Below are 16044 nucleotides of genomic sequence, written 5' to 3'. Positions count from 1 at the left end.
GTGGCCGGAGAGGCGATCGCCCTGGCGCCCTGGTGCTGCCCGGGGCTGCATTACGCCGACCTCTGGAACCAGCAGCTGCTGGTGACCCTGCTGGTGGATGGCAAGGACCGGCCCAGCGTGCGCCACAAGATCAGCACCGACCTGGCCAGTGACACCTGCCATGGCAGCACCGACTGGCCCCTGCTCACCGCTGGCCAGCTGGCCCCCTACCAGCAGGGCCTGGAGCATGGTCTGGCCCAGCGCCTCAATGGCCGCAGCCGCTTCCTGCAGGAACTGCAGTCCGATGCCCTGGCCCTGGCCCAGGCCCGCCACACCGAGCCCCTGGTGGGCCAGACCCTGCCTGGGGTGATCAGCGGCGTGCAGAGCTACGGCTTCTTCGTCGAGGTCCCCCCGTCCCAGGTGGAGGGACTGGTGCACGTCAGCTCCCTCAAGGACGACTGGTACGAATACCGCTCCCGCCAGAACCGCCTGGTGGGCCGCAAGTTCCGTCGCACCTACATGGTGGGGGACGGGGTGGAGGTGGAGATCCAGAAGGTCGATGCTCTGCGCCACCAGATCGACCTGGCCGTCCTTCAGCCCGACACCTTCGAGCAGGACGGTGACGACGGCGCCATGGACAGCGACCCCTCCCTGCCCGAGAGCGAGGGCTGAGCCGCCCATGGCGACTGCCTCGCTTCCCGTGGTTCTGGCGGTGTCAGGCGCCTCTGCCCAGCCCCTGGCCGAGCGGGCGCTGCAGTTGCTGCTCGAGGACGACCAGTCGGTCGAAATGGTGACCAGCCGCGGCGCCATCGGCGTCTGGCAGGCGGAGATGGGCCTGCGGGTGCCGTCGGAACCCGAGGCCCAGGAGCGGTTCTGGCGCGATCGCACCGGCTGCACCACCGGCCGGCTCCACTGCCACCGCTGGAACGACCAGGCCGCCGCTATCGCCAGCGGCAGCTACCTCACCCGTGGCATGGTCATCCTGCCCGCCAGCATGGGCACGGTGGGGCGGATCGCCTCCGGGGTGGCCCTGGATCTGATCGAACGGGCGGCCGATGTCCATCTCAAGGAGGCCCGTCCCCTGGTGATTGCGCCGCGGGAACTGCCCTGGAACCTGGTGCATCTGCGCAACCTCACCCGCCTGGCCGAGGCCGGTGCCCGCATCGCCCCCCCGGTGCCGGCCTGGTATCACCAACCCACCTCGATCGGTGAGATGGTGGACTTCCTGGTGATCCGCGTCTTCGACACCCTGGGCCTCCAGCTGGGTTCCCTGCAGCGCTGGCAGGGGCCCGTGGCCCGCTCCGCTGCGGACGAAGCCTCCACCCCCTGACGCTCCGGACCGTGTTGCACCGCTTGTTGCTGCTGCCCCTGCTGTCGCCCCTTCTGGTGACCCTGCTGGTGGCGGCCCTCAACCCCAGGCCCACCCTGCCCCTGCGGTTGCTCACCTGGCAGACCCCCGCGTTGCCGATCGGCCTGTGGATGGCCATCGCCGCCGGGGGTGGTGCGGCCCTGAGCGCCAGTGCCACGGCCCTGGCCCTGCGCCAGGGGGCGGGGCCGTCCCTGCGCCGCACCGTCCGCCGCCGTCAGGAGAGTGAGCCCTGGACAGCCCCCTGGGGCGAGAGCCCCGAGGCGCGATCCACGCCCAGGCCCCCCAGCCCCGGCAACGCCCCGGCCTCCGCGGCGCCGGCCGGCCCCAGCCGTGCACCCGGTGAGCCGGCCCCCACGGTTTCGGTGCCGTACCGGGTGCTGCACCGCCCCGAGGGCGGCGCCCCCAGGCCCTTCCGTCCCGAGCCGGCCGCGGGGTCGCGCCCTGTGGCCGCGGCCACCGTTGATGACGACTGGGCCGATGGGGATGGTGAGGAGTGGTGAGTCCCGTCTCCGCGCACACCTGAGCCTGGAGGACGCTGCCTAAAGTTGCCGCACCATCGCGCCCAGGGATCGCTCCGGTGACCGAGACCCCCAGCAACACACCCGATCCCGTCGCCACCCAGCCGGAGGCGAAGACCGCCCCGCCGGAGGCGAAGGCAGCCGCGCCGAAGGCGAAGCCCCCCGCCCCGGAAGACAAGCCCTTCGACACGTTCGTGCCGGAACTGCTGCTGCCGGCCCTGACCAAGGAGATCGAGGCCTACGGTGGTCCCTCCCCGGAGCTGGTCTTCGAGCAGGGCGCCATGCCCGTGGTGGCGGCCGACTGCTGGATGGTCCGCGGCAAGCTTCCCGGCGAGCGACGCTTCTGGCTCTGCTTCACCCAGCCTGACATCAGCTCCGCCAAGACCATCGCCCTGACGGAAGGGGGGGGCAGCCCCAGCCTGCTGGAGTCGTTCCTGATCGACGAGAAGAAGATGACCCTCCAGCTGCTGGTGTCACGGGTGGTGCAGCGCCTCAACGGCCAGAAGTGGCTCGGCCCCAACTGAGCTCCCGCAGCCTTCGCCGGCTTCACATCCGCGGCTTCACATCCGGACCGATCGCGGGGATCGATGCCTACGATGGCGACCGAGCTCTCTGAACGTCCAGCGCGATGGTGCCTCCCGCCACCCAAGCCCCCACCGCCCCCCGGGTGGGCACCCCGGATGCCCCGGCCATCAAGGACCCGGTGAAGGACACGATCCTCACCCCGCGCTTCTACACCACGGATTTCGACGCCATGGCGGCGATGGATCTGCGGCCCAACGAGGTAGAGCTGGAGGCCATCTGCGAGGAGTTCCGCAAGGACTACAACCGCCACCACTTCGTCCGCGACGGCCAGTTCGACGGCGCCGCCGACAAACTCGACCCCGAAACCCGCCGGGTCTTCGTCGAGTTCCTCGAGCAGAGCTGCACCTCGGAGTTCTCCGGTTTCCTCCTGTACAAGGAGCTCAGCCGCCGCATCAAGGAGCGCAACCCGCTGCTGGCTGAATGCTTCGCCCACATGGCCCGCGATGAGGCCCGCCATGCTGGCTTCCTCAACAAGGCCATGGCTGATTTCGGCCTCCAGCTCGACCTGGGCTTCCTGACGGCCACCAAGGCCTACACCCACTTCCAGCCCAAGTTCATCTTCTACGCCACCTACCTCTCCGAGAAGATCGGCTACTGGCGCTACATCGCTATCTACCGCCATCTGGAGCAGCACCCCGAAAGCAAGATCTTCCCGATCTTCAACTTCTTCGAGAACTGGTGCCAGGACGAAAACCGCCACGGCGACTTCTTCGACGCCCTGATGAAGGCCCAGCCGGACACGGTGCGTGGCTTCACCGCCCGCCTCTGGTGCCGCTTCTTCCTGCTGGCCGTGTTCGCCACCATGTACGTGCGTGACGTGGCCCGTAAGGAGTTCTACGAGGCCCTCGGGCTCGATGCCCGCACCTACGACAAGTACGTGATCGCCAAGACCAACGAAACCTCCGCCCGGGTGTTCCCCGTGGTGCTCAACGTCGAGCACCCCGAGTTCTACGAACGGCTGGAGAAGCTGGTGCAGAACAACGCCGCCCTTGATCGGGCCGACCGTTCCGGTGGCCCGGCGCCGGTGCGTGCCCTGCGCAAGCTGCCGCACTGGGTCGGCAACGGTGTCCAGATGGCGCGCCTCTTCCTGATGGCGCCGATCCGCAGCGAACGCTTCCAGCCCGCCGTGCGCTGAGCCGACCCGCCAGAATCGGCCCAGTACGTCTTTCGCCGCTTGGTCGTCTCCCCTCCCACCGGCGCCGTGGCCGCCACCGAACGGTCCGTCTCCCCTGCCGCCCTCGGTGATCCGGCCTGGCGTTCCGTTCTGGAACCTCTCCTGGCCGGTGGTCGGTCGGCAGGAGCCGACCTTGTGGAGGTGTTCCTGGAGCGCTCCGACCACCTCGGCCTGCTCGCCGAGCAGGACAGCATCACCAGCGTCAGCCCCGCCTTCGGGGCCGGAGCGGGGCTGCGGGTGTTCCTGGGCGAACGGGATGGCTTCGTCTCCACCAACGACCTGAGTGCTGCCGGCCTGCGGGCCGCCCTCGAGCAGGCCCTCGGCATGCTCGGTCTGGTGCTGCCGGTGCAGGCCGGTGGCCGCTTCGATGGCCTGCCGGAGCTGAGGGATTTCGCCGCCACCAAGGATGGCTGGCTTCACGCCTGTCCTTCCCTGGCCGAAGCCACGGGCCGGCTGCTGGAGGGAACCGACCGGCTCCAGGCCCACGGCCAGCACCTGCAGGTGCGCCGGGGCAGCTATGCCCGCGACTGGCAGGAGGTCCTGGTGGCCGCCAGTGACGGCACCTTCGCCCGCGACGTGCGCCTACACCAGTCGGTGGGCCTCAACGTGCTGGCCGCCGACGGCGACCACCGGTCCAGCCTGGGGAGGCGCTACGGCACCTCCGACAGTCCCGATGATCTGCGTCTGTGGGATGCGGACGCCGCCGCTGTCGATGTCTGCAGCAGCGCCGGCACCATGCTCTACGCCGACTATGTGGAGGCCGGGCAGTTCCCGGTCGTGCTGGCCAACCGCTTCGGCGGTGTGATCTTCCATGAGGCCTGCGGACACCTGCTGGAAACCACCCAGGTCGAGCGGGCCACCACCCCCTTCGCTGAAATGGTCGGCCAGCCCATCGCCCACCCCTCCCTCACCGCCATCGACGAGGGCCTCACCGCCGGCGCCTTCGGTTCCCTTTCGATGGACGACGAGGGCATGGAACCCCAGCGCACCGTGCTGATCGAGAACGGCATCCTGCAGCGTTTCCTCAGCGACCGGGCCGGGGAGCGCCGCACCGGCCATCCCCGCACCGGCAGCGGCCGGCGCCAGAGCCACGCCTTCGCCGCCGCCAGCCGCATGCGCAACACCTACATCGCCGCTGGCCCCCACAGCCCGGAGGATCTGATCGCCTCCGTCGACAAGGGGCTGTACTGCAAGTCGATGGGCGGCGGCAGCGTCGGCCCCACCGGCCAGTTCAACTTCGCCGTCGAGGAGGGTTACCTGATCGAGAATGGAACCCTCACCAGGCCAGTGAAGGGGGCCACCCTGATCGGTGATGCCAAGGAGGTGATGCCCCGGATCTCGATGTGCGCCAACGATCTGGAACTGGCCGCGGGCTTCTGCGGTTCGGTCAGCGGCAGCATCTTCGTCACCGTGGGCCAGCCCCACATCAAGGTCGACACCATCACCGTGGGGGGACGCTGAGCATGGCCGCCACCGAATCAATGACCGCCAGCCTCGACGCCGAGGTGCTGCGCCAACGGCTCGACCAACTGGCCCAGCGTGAAGGGGTCCGCCGCTGGGACCTGGGCGCCTCCTGCAGCACCGACACCTCCGTGCAGGTCGACCGGGGCGAGGCCAAGCAGATGAAGGGCGCCCAGCGCAGCGCCATCACCCTGCGGGTCTGGAACGACGACGGTCTGGTGGGCATCACCAGCACCTCCGACCTCTCCGATGACGGCCTGGCCCGGGCCCTGGCCGGCGCCCGCGACGCCAGTGCCTACGGCAACGTCGATGAGATCCCTGATTTCTCCCCCCTGGCCACGGCCCCGCTGCCGGTGCTCGAGCAGCCCCTGAGCACACCGCTGAGCATCCTCACCCTGCTCGACACCCTGCGGGACGCGGAACGCGACCTTCTCGGCCGCCACCCGGCCATCGGCACGGTCCCGTACAACGGCCTGGCCCAGCGCAGCAGCGACCGGCTCTACATCAACAGCGACGGCGCCTGCCGCCAGCAGCGGCTCAGCACCGCCTCCCTCTACCTCTATGCCCGAGCCGAAGAGGCGGGCCGCAAACCCCGCAGCAGCGGTGCGGTGCGGCTGGCCTATGGCGCCGCCGACCTGGATGTGGCCGGCTGCGTGCAGGAGGCGGCGGAGCGCACCATCGCTCACCTCGATTACGCCCCCATCACCACCGGCCGCTACACCTGCGTGTTCAGCCCGGAGGCGTTTCTCGATCTGATCGGCGCCTTCAGCAGCCTGTTCAATGCCCGCGCCGTGCTGGATGGTGTCAGCCTCAGCCGGCGCGAGTCCCTCGGCGAGCAGCTGGCCGTCCCCTTCCTGTCCCTGCACGACAACGGCCTGCACCCGGCCAACGTGGGCGCGGCCTCCTTCGACGGGGAGGGCACCCCCACCCGTCGCCTGTCGCTGCTGGAAGGGGGTGTGCTGCGCCATTTCCTCCACTCGGAGGCCACGGCGCGGGCCTTTGGGGTGTCCCCCACCGGCCATGCGGGCCTCGGGGCCAAGGTCTCGGTGGGTCCCGACTGGTTCGAGATCGGCCCCACCCCCGGCAGCAGCGGCGGTGCCCCCGGTCTGGATCGTTTCGCAGCCGGTGCCAGCGGCGACGACCGTGGCCTGGTGGTGATCGATTCCCTCTCAGCCCTCCATGCCGGTGTCAAGGCCAGCCAGGGCTCCTTCTCCCTCCCCTTCGACGGCTGGCTGGTGCAGGACGGCGTCCCCCGCTCCATCGAGGCGGCCACCGTCGCCGGTGACATCCGCACCGTGCTCAAGGCCATCCTCGGTTTCGAGGGTCCGGCCAAGGTGACCCCCGACGGCCTCTGCCCCCACGTCTGGGTGGAGGGGCTCTCGATCACCGGCGACGCTTGAGGATCCTGTTCTGGGGCACCCCGGCCTACGCCGTGGCCAGCCTCGAGGCCCTGCGGCAGGCCGGCCACACGACCGTCGGTGTGGTGAGTCAGCCTGACCGGCGCCGGGGCCGGGGCAAGGCCCTGGTCCCCTCCCCCGTGAAGCAACGGGCCCTGGAGCTGGCTCTGCCGGTGTTCACCCCTGAGCGCATCCGTCGGGACCTGGCCTGCCAGCAGGAGCTGGCGGCCCTGGGGGCCGACGCCTCTGTGGTGGTGGCCTTCGGCCAGATCCTGCCGCCGGCCGTGCTGGCCCAGCCCCCCTTGGGCTGCTGGAACGGTCATGGCTCCCTGCTGCCCCGCTGGCGGGGGGCGGCCCCGATCCAGTGGGCCCTGCTGGAGGGGGACACCGAAACCGGCGTCGGCATCATGGCGATGGAGGAGGGCCTCGACACCGGCCCGGTGCTGCTGGAGCGGCGCCTGCCGATCCCCCTGCTGCAGAACGCCGGCCAGCTGGGGGAGCGGCTGGCCCAGCTCACCGCCGAGCTGCTGGTGGAGGCCCTGCCGCGGATCGAGGCGGCGGGACCCGGAGCGGAGGCGGAACGCCTTGGCCGTCTCGGGGTGCGGCCCCAGGCCGGCGAACCCAGCCATGCCCGTCAGCTCACCAAGGAGGACACCCTGGTGCACTGGGACGCCTCCGCCCTTGCCATTCACCGCCGGGTGATGGGTCTCCATCCCCAGGCATCCTGCCCCTGGGGGGGCGAGCGGCTGAAACTGCTCGCCACCGAACCCCTGGTGAACCGGCTGGCCGACCAGCTCAGCCCGGTGGGGGCGGCCTTGGCGGCCCGCCTGGGCGTGGACGCCACGCCGAAGGCGGCCCCCGGCACCGTGCTCGAGCTGGTCGAAGGGGAGGGGCTGGTGCTGGCCAGCGGCGGCTGCCCCGTGCTGCTGCGCCAGGCCCAGCTGCCGGGACGCCGGGCCAGCGAGGGGCAGGCCCTGATCCAGCAACTGGGGCTGGTTCCGGGTCAGCGCATCGGTGTAAATACCCCTTGAAGCCCCCTTTCGGCAACAACTGTTGACGATTTGTTCCCTTCCAGTCGTCTCATTGTTGGACAGGTGCTGGAGGCGTTAGACCAAATCCATTGATCGGATGCGGATGCCATGGCCAGCGACCTTTCCTTCGTCAACAGCACCGGATCGGGGTGTCAGATCTTCCGCGACCGGCTGGGGTGCTACGTGGTGAGTCACGCGCTCCTGCCTGGCCAGCGGGCGGTCCGCCCGACCCTGGCCGGCGCCTATGCGGCCTGCCAGGGATGGGAGCCCCGCCTCCAGGCGGAAACGGCCACTGGGGCTGGATGAGACGGCTGTGGCAACCCCAGCGGCCGGCGGGGCAGGCTCAGCCCGCGCTGCCGCTGCTGGAGGCGAGCTCTTCGGGCTGGCGACGGTGCAGCTCGTGGAGCCCCTCCAGCTGGTTGTGCACGGCCACCAGCTGATCACGGATGTGGCGGCTGTTGTCGATGCGCTCCAGGGCGAGCAGCATGCCTTCGATCTGGGCCTTGCAGTCGATCAGCACGCGGCACTGGGTGGATCCGGGTTCGTAGGGCATGTCGAAAGGAGGCAGATCCTCAGTTCACCGTAGGGCGGCGGCGAAGGTTGTCACAACCACTGCCATTCCCCCGCTGGGCTCTGCCTCAGCGGGATCCGGTGCGGCGCCGTCCCCTCTCATGGCCCTGGCCCTGGCTGGGCCCCTGGCTCCTGCGGCCCCGGCCGCCGCTCAGATCCAGCGGTGGGGCTGACAGCACGGTGGGCTCGAAGCCCGACACCTCCTGGCGGGGCAGGGGGGAGCCCACCAGGCGTTCGATGGCCCGCAGCAGCTCATGCTCTTCGGCCGCCACCAGGGAAATGGCATGGCCGTTCTGGCCAGCCCGGCCGGTGCGACCGATGCGGTGCACATAGTCCTCGGCCACGTTGGGCAGGTCGAGGTTGACCACGTGGGGCAGCTGGTGGATGTCGATGCCTCGGGCGGCGATGTCGGTGGCCACCAGCACCCGCACCTCGCCGCTCTTGAACTCCGCCAGCGCCCGGGTGCGGGCCCCCTGGCTCTTGTTGCCGTGGATCGCCGCCGCCCCCAGCCCCTCCTTCTCGAGCCGCTCCGCCAGCCGGTTGGCGCCGTGCTTGGTGCGGGAGAACACCAGCACCTGGCGCCAGTCGTTGCTGCGGATCAGATGGCTGAGCAGATCGCCCTTGCGGTCCATGTCGCAGGGATGGATCACCTGGTCGACCAGGGGGGTGGCCTGGTTCTCCGGACTGGCCTGGAGCTGCACCGGATTGTGCAGCAGTCCGGTGGCCAGACGGCGGATGTCGCTGGAGAAGGTGGCGGAGAACAGCAGGTTCTGGCGCTTCGCCGGCATCAGGGAGAGGATCCGGCGGATGTCACGAATGAAGCCCATGTCGAGCATCCGGTCGGCCTCGTCCAGCACCAGGATCTCCACCCGGTCGAGCCGCAGGGCGTTCTGCTGGTGCAGGTCCATCAGCCGGCCGGGGGTGGCCACCAGCACGTCGGCGCCCTTTCGCAGCCGCTGCATCTGGGGATTGGCACTCACCCCGCCGAAGACGACATCGGAGCGCAGATCCAGGTAGCGGCCATAGGCGGTGACGCTTTCGGCCACCTGGGCGGCCAGTTCCCGGGTGGGGGTCAGCACCAGGGCCCGCACCACTCCGGCACGGGCGTGGGGGCCGTGGCGCAGCCGCTCCAGCATCGGCAGGGTGAAACCGGCCGTCTTGCCGGTGCCCGTCTGGGCGGCGGCCATCACGTCGTGGCCCGCCAGCACCGCCGGGATGCATTGCAGCTGGATCGGCGAGGGGCTGCTGTAGCCCTTGGCGGCCACGGCCTTGAGGATCGGCTCCGACAGCCCCAGCACGGCAAAGTCCGTCGCCAGGCCGGCCACCGGCGGATTCAGGCCCGTGGCGGTATGGCTGGGGGTGAGCGGTTCAGGGGCGGGGGCGGACCCGTTGCCGCTGGCTTGGCTGCGGATGACCTTGGCCTGGGGCCTGGAGGAAGGGGCGGTGATCGGGCGCGAAAACGGAGTTGGGCCCCAGCCTAGGACCGGCCGGTGGCGCCATCGTCTCAGCGGGGGCTGTGGTGGCTGCAGCGCTCGCAGGGTCCCTCGGGGAGCACGGCGCAGCGCAGCAGGGGGCTGCGGGCGTTGAAACGGCAGTCGGGGTCGCCGATCACCCAGCGCCCCTGCCACCAGAGGGCATCGGCCGGTTGCTGCTGGGACTTGACCTGCAGCGCCACGGCCGCCAGTTCGTAGCGGCCCTGCCGCAGCCGATAACGGTGGCGTCGCTGCAGCACCAGGAAGCTGCGATCGCCCGTGGTCAGCCAGCGGCCGGGATGGGGGACGTCGCTGAGGTTCTCGATCTCGAGACTGGTGATCAGCCGGTCCGAGTCGATCTGGCGCAGTTCAATCCGCATCCTTCCGACCTCCCTCAGGCGTCGCCGCCGCCCTGCTCGGGCAGGGGCGAGGGGGCCGTGCGCAGGGAGAAGCCCCAGGCGAACAGGGCAGCCACCAGCAGCAGCAGGGCCCATTCCGGCACCTCCACCGCCGGCAGCAGCAGGCGCAGCAGCAGCCGCAGGCCCACCAGTCCCACTGCCAGGTAGCCGGCGGTTTCCAGATGGGGGAAGATCTCCAGCCAGCGCAGGAACAGTTCGGCCGTGAGCCGCAGGGCGATGATGCCGATCACCCCACCGGCCATCACCAGGGGAAGCCGGTCGGTGACCGCCACCGCCGCCGAGACGCTGTCGAGGGAGAAGGCCAGATCGGTGAGGGCCAGGGTCGCCACGATCGATCCCAGGGAGGCGCGGTGGTGGGGGTGGCCGGAGTCGTGGGAGTCAGGGGCCTGGGCGGAGAAGCCGATTCCCACCCCCTCGGCGACGTCGTCCCTGTCGTCGTCCTGCCCCAGCAGATGGCGCCCGCAGAGCCAGAGCAGATAGGCCGAAGCCAGCAGCTGCAGCGGCCAGAAATTGAGCACGAAGCTGGCCAGGGCGATCAGGCCAAGGCGGAAGACCAGGGCCAGCACAAGACCGAGGTTCAGGGCCTGGCGTTGCCGCGCCGGATCATGGAGCCGCCGGGAGATGGCGGCCAGGGCGATGGCGTTGTCGGCGGAGAGCACCGCCTCGAGCCCCACCAGCAGGGGCAGCAGCAGCAGCACCTCGCCCCACTGGTCCGCCTGCGGCAGCAGGGGCGTGAGGCTCTCCACCGATTCCACTTCCATTCCTGGCGTTCGCTCGGCCCTGGCGCCTTCAAAGAAGCACTCTAGAAAGACTGTCGGCCCCGCCTGACCCCTCCCATGCAACTTCAGGTCCGACTGCTGCGCTGCGACGGCGGGCGCCGCGTCGTGCTGGTCTCGGCCCACGAGGGGGAGCAGGTCCTGGGCAGTGCCCTGGGGGAGGCGGACGACGCCGAGGAAGCGGAGGACCGGGCCAGGGCCCGCCTGCTGGCCAGCCTGCGGAGCACGGGCACCCCGCCCCCGCCGCGGCCGGTTCCAGCTCCAGCCCCCCAGTCGCCGTCAGCGCCGGCCGCCGAGGCCCCAAAACCAGCACCAGCACTGGCGCCAGCAGCAACGCCATCACCAACGCCAACATCAACACCCACACCGGAGCCGCCGCCATCGCCGGAACCGCCGGTGGGCCAGGCGGAGGACCCCCAGGACTGGAGTGCCGAGCTGACCCACCTGGATCTGCAGATGCGCCGGCTGGGATGGGACCGGGAGCGGGAAGCCACCTACCTGCAGCGATCCTTCGGCCACCCCAGCCGCGACCGCATCACCGTCTACGCCGACCTGATCGCCTATCTGCAGGCGATCGAGGCCCTCGAGCCCGGCTGCGATCCCGCCGTGGCGGCGGTCCCCATGCGCCGGGCCGACCTGCTCGACCAGTGCAACCTGTTGCTGCAGCAGCTCGGCTGGGACGGCGCCATGGGTCGCAGCTTTCTCGAGACGCATCTCGGCGTGAGCAGCCGGCAGCAGCTCAAGGACAGCGACCTGCTGCGCTTCAACATGCTCCTTGAGGAGGAAACCCTGCTGAAGGCCGCTGATCGGCCTGCGGCCCCCGGGAGCTGACCCCGTTTCAGCTGACGACAATGGCCCGTCAGGTTCCACCCGGGGCTGACGGCCCCGTGCGACGCTGAAATCCCTCGTCTGACTCGGGAGACGCGCAGGTGACCATCAGGATCGGCATCAACGGGTTCGGACGCATCGGACGTCTCGTCTTCCGGATCGCCTGCGGTCGTGAGGACATCGAAGTGGTGGGCATCAACGACCTGATCGATGTCGATTACATCGCTTACATGCTCCGCTACGACTCCACCCACGGCCGCTTTGTCGGCGAGGTGGCCGTGGAGGACGGCGCCCTGGTGGTGAACGGCCGCCGCATCCGCATCTCCGCCGAGCGCGATCCCGCTGCCCTGCGCTGGGGGGAGGTGGGTGCCGATGTGGTGCTCGAATCCACCGGCCTGTTCCTGAACGACGAGCGGGCCCGGGCCCACATCAGCGCCGGTGCCGGCAAGGTGGTGATGTCGGCCCCCTCCAAGGACGACACGCCGATGTTCGTGATGGGGGTGAACCACACCACCTATGCGGGCCAGGACATCGTCTCCAATGCCTCCTGCACCACCAACTGCCTGGCGCCGATGGCCAAGGTGCTGCACGACAACTTCGGCATCCGCGATGGCCTGATGACCACGGTGCATGCCACCACCGCCACCCAGAAGACGGTGGATGGCCCGTCGGTCAAGGACTGGCGCGGCGGCCGTGGTGCCGGCCAGAACATCATCCCGTCGTCCACCGGAGCGGCGAAGGCGGTGGGCAAGGTGATCCCGGCCCTGAGTGGCAAGCTCACCGGCATGGCCTTCCGGGTTCCCACCCCCAACGTGTCGGTGGTGGACCTGACGGTGAACCTTGAGCGCGGCGCCAGCTACGACGCCATCAAGGCCGCCATGCGGGCCGCCTCCGAGGGCCCGATGGCCGGCATCCTCGGCTACACCGAAGATGCGGTCGTCTCCACCGATTTCCTCGGCGAGACCTGCACGTCGATCTTTGATGCCTCGGCCGGTATCGCCCTCACCGACACCTTCGTGAAGGTGGTGGCCTGGTACGACAACGAGTGGGGCTACTCCAGCAAGTGCCTCGACCTGATCGCCCACATCTCCGCCTGAGGCCCCTAAGCGGAGCCGGCCCTCAACCCGCCGAGCGGGTCCGGCAATGGGTGCGGATCAGGGTGGTGCCGAGCTCCAGCCGCCGCTGGTTGGCGTAGGCCTCCCGCTCCAGGGCCTTCTCCCAGTCGGAGGCCCCGGCATAGAGGGGGTCATCGAGATGCAACCGCAGTTCCGGCGGCACCTCCTGGCCCAGCCCGAGGGTTCTGGGCACGGCACGCAGGCCACCGGCCGCACAGCTCTGGGCCACGTGGATCGCCTCGTGGTTGAGCACCTGGGCGAAGTCCACCGTTCCTTTCTCCACCACGGCGGGCTTGATCCGCAGGGTGCGGGCCGCGTGATCCCACTCGCCGGCGGCCCCTGTCTTCCTGGGCTCCACCAGCTCCACCTGCACCCCCACCTGATCCAGCACGGTGAGCAGTTCGGCGATCGCCCGGTGCTTGTCGCCGTGGTCCGGCGGGGAGTTGATCAGGGCCTCCAGCTCCGGCACCGAAAGCTCGGGCTCGCCGGCCCGCCGGCGGTAAAGGAAGCGGGTGCCGCCCCCCGCCAGGGGTTCGGCGGTGGGAATCCACTGCCGGTCGGCCTCCTGCAGGTTCGCCAGCAGTCCGCCCTCCAGAAGGGCCATCGGCCGCAGCCGTGGATCCGGAGCCGGCTCGAATCGTTCCAGCAGCCGGGTGGTGACGTCAGGGGCCTGCTCGGGCAGGCTCCCCACCTGCTCCAGCAAGGCGGGGAAGGCGGCCCCCCCCAGCACCAGCGCCGCCACGCCCAGGGCCAGGCCCCAGGCGCGCCCGTGGCGGGGCTTCGGCTCCAGCAGGTCCCCGCAGCGACCGCAGCGGGGCACCCCCGAGAAGGGTTGCTGCAGCCTCAGGGGCCGTTGGCGGCAGGTGGGACAGCGGAAGCGGGCCATCGTGGGGCGAACCGACCCCCAGCATGAACGCAAACGGGTTGCGAGGATCGCCACCGGTTCGATCCGACCTTGCGATGCCCCTTCACGCCCTCGTGCGCCAGCTGCAGGCCGCCCCCCTCACCGCTGAGGTGAGGGCGCGCTGCGGGCGGCCCGAGCGGCTGCGGCTGAGCGGGGCGGGACGGGGGGCCCGGGCCCTGGTGGCCAGCGCCCTGGCCGGCTCCAGTGAGGCCCCCCTGCTGGTGATCGTGCCCACCCTGGAGGAGGCGGGGCGCTGGGCCTCCCTGCTGGAGCTGATGGGATGGCCGCTGTGCCAGCTCTATCCCACCAGCGAGGGCTCCCCCTACGAGCCCTTCGACCCCACCAGCGAGATCACCTGGGGCCAGTTGCAGGTGCTCGCCGAGTTGGTGGGCGCCAGCGGCGGCCGTTTCGCCGTGGTGGCCACCGAGCGGGCCCTCCAGCCCCACCTGCCGCCGCCGTCGCTGCTGGCGGCCCGCTGCCTCACCCTGCGCCGCGGCGACCGGCTGGATCTGGAGCAGCTGGCCCACACCCTGGCCGGCCTGGGCTACGAGAAGGTGCCGACGATCGAGCAGGAGGGCACCTGGAGCCGTCGCGGTGACATCGTCGATGTGTTTCCCGTCAGCGCCGAGCTGCCGGTGCGGCTGGAGCTCTTCGGTGAAGACCTCGAGAAGCTGCGGGAGTTCGACCCCTCCACCCAGCGCTCCCTCGATGTGGTCGAGCGGGTGCGCCTCACCCCCACCAGCTATGCCCCCCTGATCGCCGAGGCCCTGCGGGAGCGGATGCCGGACGGGCTGGAGCGACTGCTGGATCCCGCCGCCCTCGACCAGCTGCTGGAGGGCGGCACACCGGAGGGGATGCGGCGGCTGATGGGTCTGGCCTGGCAGCAGCCAGCCTCCCTGCTCGACTACCTGCCCGCCGGCACCCTGGTGGCGATCGATGAGCGGCGCCAGTGCCTGGCCCATGGCCAGCAGTGGTATGACCATGCCGCCGACCACCACGGCGAGGTGGTGAAGGCCACTGGCGGCGAGCCCCCCCTGCCCCTGCCCGGCTTGCTGCACCGGCCGATCGCAGCGGCCCTGGCGGAGGTGGAGACGTTCACGGGTTTTGATCTGGCGGAGCTGCACGAGAGCGACCGCCATCCCAACGACCTCGACCTTTCCAGCCGGCCGGTGCCGGCCCATCCCAACCAGTTCGGCCGCCTGGCGGAGCAGATCAAGGGGCACCTGCGCGAGAAGGTCCGGCCCTGGATCGTCTCCGCCCAGCCGTCGCGGGCCGTGGCCCTGCTGGAGGAGCACGACTGCGTCACCCGCTTTGTGCCCAACGCCCGCGATTTTCCGGCCATCGAGCGGCTGGTGGAGCAGGGCACCCCGGTGGCGCTCAAGCTACGCGGCACCGCCGAACTGGAGGGGTTCCAGCTGCCGGCCTGGAAGCTGGTGCTGTTCACCGACCGGGAGATCTTCGGCCAGCACAGCCTGGCGGCCGGCGGCTACGTGCGCCGGCGCCGCAAGGCGGCCAGCCGCACGGTGGATCCCAACAAGATGCTCCCCGGCGACTTCGTGGTGCACCGCAACCACGGCATCGGCCGCTTCCTGAAGCTGGAGAAGCTGGCCATCGGCGGTGAGGCCCGCGACTACCTGGTGGTGCAGTACGCCGATGGGTTGCTGCGGGTGGCCGCCGACCAGCTGGGCAGCCTCGGCCGCTACCGGGCCAGCAGCGACAGCCCGCCGGAGCTCAACCGCATGGGCGGCACGGCCTGGACCAAGGCCAAGGAGCGGGCCCGCAAGGCGGTGGCCAAGGTGGCGATGGACCTGGTGAAGCTCTACGCCGAGCGCCACCAGGCCCCGGGCTTCGCTTTTCCCCCCGATGGCCCCTGGCAGGGGGAACTGGAGGATTCCTTCCCCTACGACCCCACCCCCGACCAGCTCAAGGCGATCGTCGACGTCAAGCGCGATATGGAGCGGGACCAGCCGATGGACCGCCTCGTCTGCGGGGATGTGGGCTTCGGCAAGACGGAGGTGGCGATCCGGGCCATCTTCAAGGCGGTCACCGCCGGCAAGCAGTGCGCCCTGCTGGCCCCCACCACCGTGCTGGCCCAGCAGCACTGGCGCACCCTCAGCGAGCGCTTTGCCCCCTACCCGCTCAAGGTGGCCCTGCTCAACCGCTTCCGCACCGCTGGCGAGCGCAAGACGATCCTGGACGACCTGGCCAAGGGCAACGCGGACGTGGTGGTGGGCACCCACCAGCTGCTGGGCAAGGGCACGGCCTTCCGCCAGCTGGGCCTGCTGGTGGTGGATGAGGAGCAGCGCTTCGGTGTGAATCAGAAGGAGAAGATCAAGGCGCTCCGAAAGGACGTGGACGTGTTGACCCTTTCAGCCACGCCGATCCCGCGCACCCTGTACATGAGCCTCTCGGGGGTGCGGGAGATGAGCCTGATCACCACGCCGCC

At 70.3% G+C, this 16044-nt stretch carries 17 protein-coding genes; 12 read left to right on the top strand and 5 right to left on the bottom strand.

What is annotated here, in order from left to right; all coding sequences use genetic code 11:
• From KBZ04_RS05855 to KBZ04_RS05815, 9 genes are all read left to right on the top strand, one after another.
• On the top strand, window positions 1-651 hold a 651-nt coding region (locus KBZ04_RS05855; protein ID WP_254990998.1), incomplete at its 5' end, for a S1 RNA-binding domain-containing protein.
• A gap of 7 nt (window positions 652-658) precedes the next feature.
• Window positions 659-1309: a flavin prenyltransferase UbiX gene (locus tag KBZ04_RS05850; RefSeq protein WP_254990997.1), complete on the top strand. Its 651-nt coding sequence runs from the start codon at window positions 659-661 to the stop codon at window positions 1307-1309.
• Between the two features lie 14 nt (window positions 1310-1323).
• The gene (locus KBZ04_RS05845) at window positions 1324-1848 is read left to right on the top strand and encodes a hypothetical protein (RefSeq protein WP_254990996.1); all 525 of its coding nucleotides are present in this window, start codon (window positions 1324-1326) and stop codon (window positions 1846-1848) included.
• A gap of 77 nt (window positions 1849-1925) precedes the next feature.
• Window positions 1926-2390: a DUF2996 domain-containing protein gene (locus KBZ04_RS05840; RefSeq protein WP_254990995.1), complete on the top strand. Its 465-nt coding sequence runs from the start codon at window positions 1926-1928 to the stop codon at window positions 2388-2390.
• A 104-nt stretch (window positions 2391-2494) separates the two neighbouring features.
• Window positions 2495-3586: a magnesium-protoporphyrin IX monomethyl ester (oxidative) cyclase gene (acsF, locus tag KBZ04_RS05835; protein WP_254990994.1), complete on the top strand. Its 1092-nt coding sequence runs from the start codon at window positions 2495-2497 to the stop codon at window positions 3584-3586.
• Window positions 3587-3652: 66 nt separating this feature from the next.
• Window positions 3653-5086, top strand: coding sequence for a TldD/PmbA family protein (locus tag KBZ04_RS05830; protein WP_409995937.1), 1434 nt, complete (start codon window positions 3653-3655; stop codon window positions 5084-5086).
• A 2-nt stretch (window positions 5087-5088) separates the two neighbouring features.
• The gene (locus KBZ04_RS05825; RefSeq protein WP_254990993.1) at window positions 5089-6486 is read left to right on the top strand and encodes a TldD/PmbA family protein; all 1398 of its coding nucleotides are present in this window, start codon (window positions 5089-5091) and stop codon (window positions 6484-6486) included.
• Window positions 6483-7514, top strand: a complete 1032-nt coding sequence (gene fmt / locus KBZ04_RS05820) for a methionyl-tRNA formyltransferase (protein ID WP_254990992.1) — start codon at window positions 6483-6485, stop codon at window positions 7512-7514. The genes KBZ04_RS05825 and fmt overlap by 4 nt, the downstream gene beginning before the upstream one ends.
• A 108-nt stretch (window positions 7515-7622) precedes the next feature.
• Window positions 7623-7820 carry a hypothetical protein gene (locus KBZ04_RS05815; protein ID WP_254990991.1) on the top strand — a complete coding sequence of 66 codons (198 nt, stop codon included), beginning with the start codon at window positions 7623-7625 and terminating at the stop codon, window positions 7818-7820.
• 37 nt (window positions 7821-7857) lie between these two features.
• Here KBZ04_RS05815 and KBZ04_RS05810 read toward each other — a convergent pair whose 3' ends face one another.
• The 4 genes from KBZ04_RS05810 to KBZ04_RS05795 form a co-directional block, all read right to left on the bottom strand.
• The gene (locus KBZ04_RS05810; RefSeq protein WP_254990990.1) at window positions 7858-8067 is read right to left on the bottom strand and encodes a hypothetical protein; all 210 of its coding nucleotides are present in this window, start codon (window positions 8065-8067) and stop codon (window positions 7858-7860) included.
• A gap of 85 nt (window positions 8068-8152) precedes the next feature.
• Window positions 8153-9409 carry a DEAD/DEAH box helicase gene (locus KBZ04_RS05805; RefSeq protein ID WP_254990989.1) on the bottom strand — a complete coding sequence of 419 codons (1257 nt, stop codon included), beginning with the start codon at window positions 9407-9409 and terminating at the stop codon, window positions 8153-8155.
• A 179-nt stretch (window positions 9410-9588) separates the two neighbouring features.
• Window positions 9589-9936: a DUF6464 family protein gene (locus tag KBZ04_RS05800; RefSeq protein WP_254990988.1), complete on the bottom strand. Its 348-nt coding sequence runs from the start codon at window positions 9934-9936 to the stop codon at window positions 9589-9591.
• Between the two features lie 14 nt (window positions 9937-9950).
• Window positions 9951-10736, bottom strand: coding sequence for a TerC family protein (locus tag KBZ04_RS05795; protein WP_254990987.1), 786 nt, complete (start codon window positions 10734-10736; stop codon window positions 9951-9953).
• Window positions 10737-10811: 75 nt separating this feature from the next.
• On the opposite strand from KBZ04_RS05795, the gene KBZ04_RS05790 reads away from it, so the two are divergent.
• Together KBZ04_RS05790 and gap are read left to right on the top strand one after the other, a co-directional pair.
• The gene (locus KBZ04_RS05790; protein ID WP_254990986.1) at window positions 10812-11582 is read left to right on the top strand and encodes a hypothetical protein; all 771 of its coding nucleotides are present in this window, start codon (window positions 10812-10814) and stop codon (window positions 11580-11582) included.
• Between the two features lie 98 nt (window positions 11583-11680).
• Window positions 11681-12676, top strand: a complete 996-nt coding sequence (gene gap / locus KBZ04_RS05785) for a type I glyceraldehyde-3-phosphate dehydrogenase (protein WP_254990985.1) — start codon at window positions 11681-11683, stop codon at window positions 12674-12676.
• Window positions 12677-12698: 22 nt separating this feature from the next.
• Here gap and KBZ04_RS05780 read toward each other — a convergent pair whose 3' ends face one another.
• A complete protein-coding gene (locus tag KBZ04_RS05780) occupies window positions 12699-13580 on the bottom strand; it encodes a hypothetical protein (protein ID WP_254990984.1) in 882 nt (293 codons plus the stop codon).
• Window positions 13581-13654: 74 nt separating this feature from the next.
• Here KBZ04_RS05780 and KBZ04_RS05775 point away from each other — a divergent pair.
• The coding region (locus KBZ04_RS05775) for a DEAD/DEAH box helicase (RefSeq protein ID WP_254990983.1) at window positions 13655-16044 on the top strand (2390 nt) is incomplete at its 3' end.

Source organism: Cyanobium sp. N5-Cardenillas, assembly GCF_024345515.1.
Taxonomy (GTDB): domain Bacteria; phylum Cyanobacteriota; class Cyanobacteriia; order PCC-6307; family Cyanobiaceae; genus Cyanobium.
Note: the sequence above shows the minus strand (reverse complement) of the source record. Positions and strands in the feature narration are given on the sequence as shown.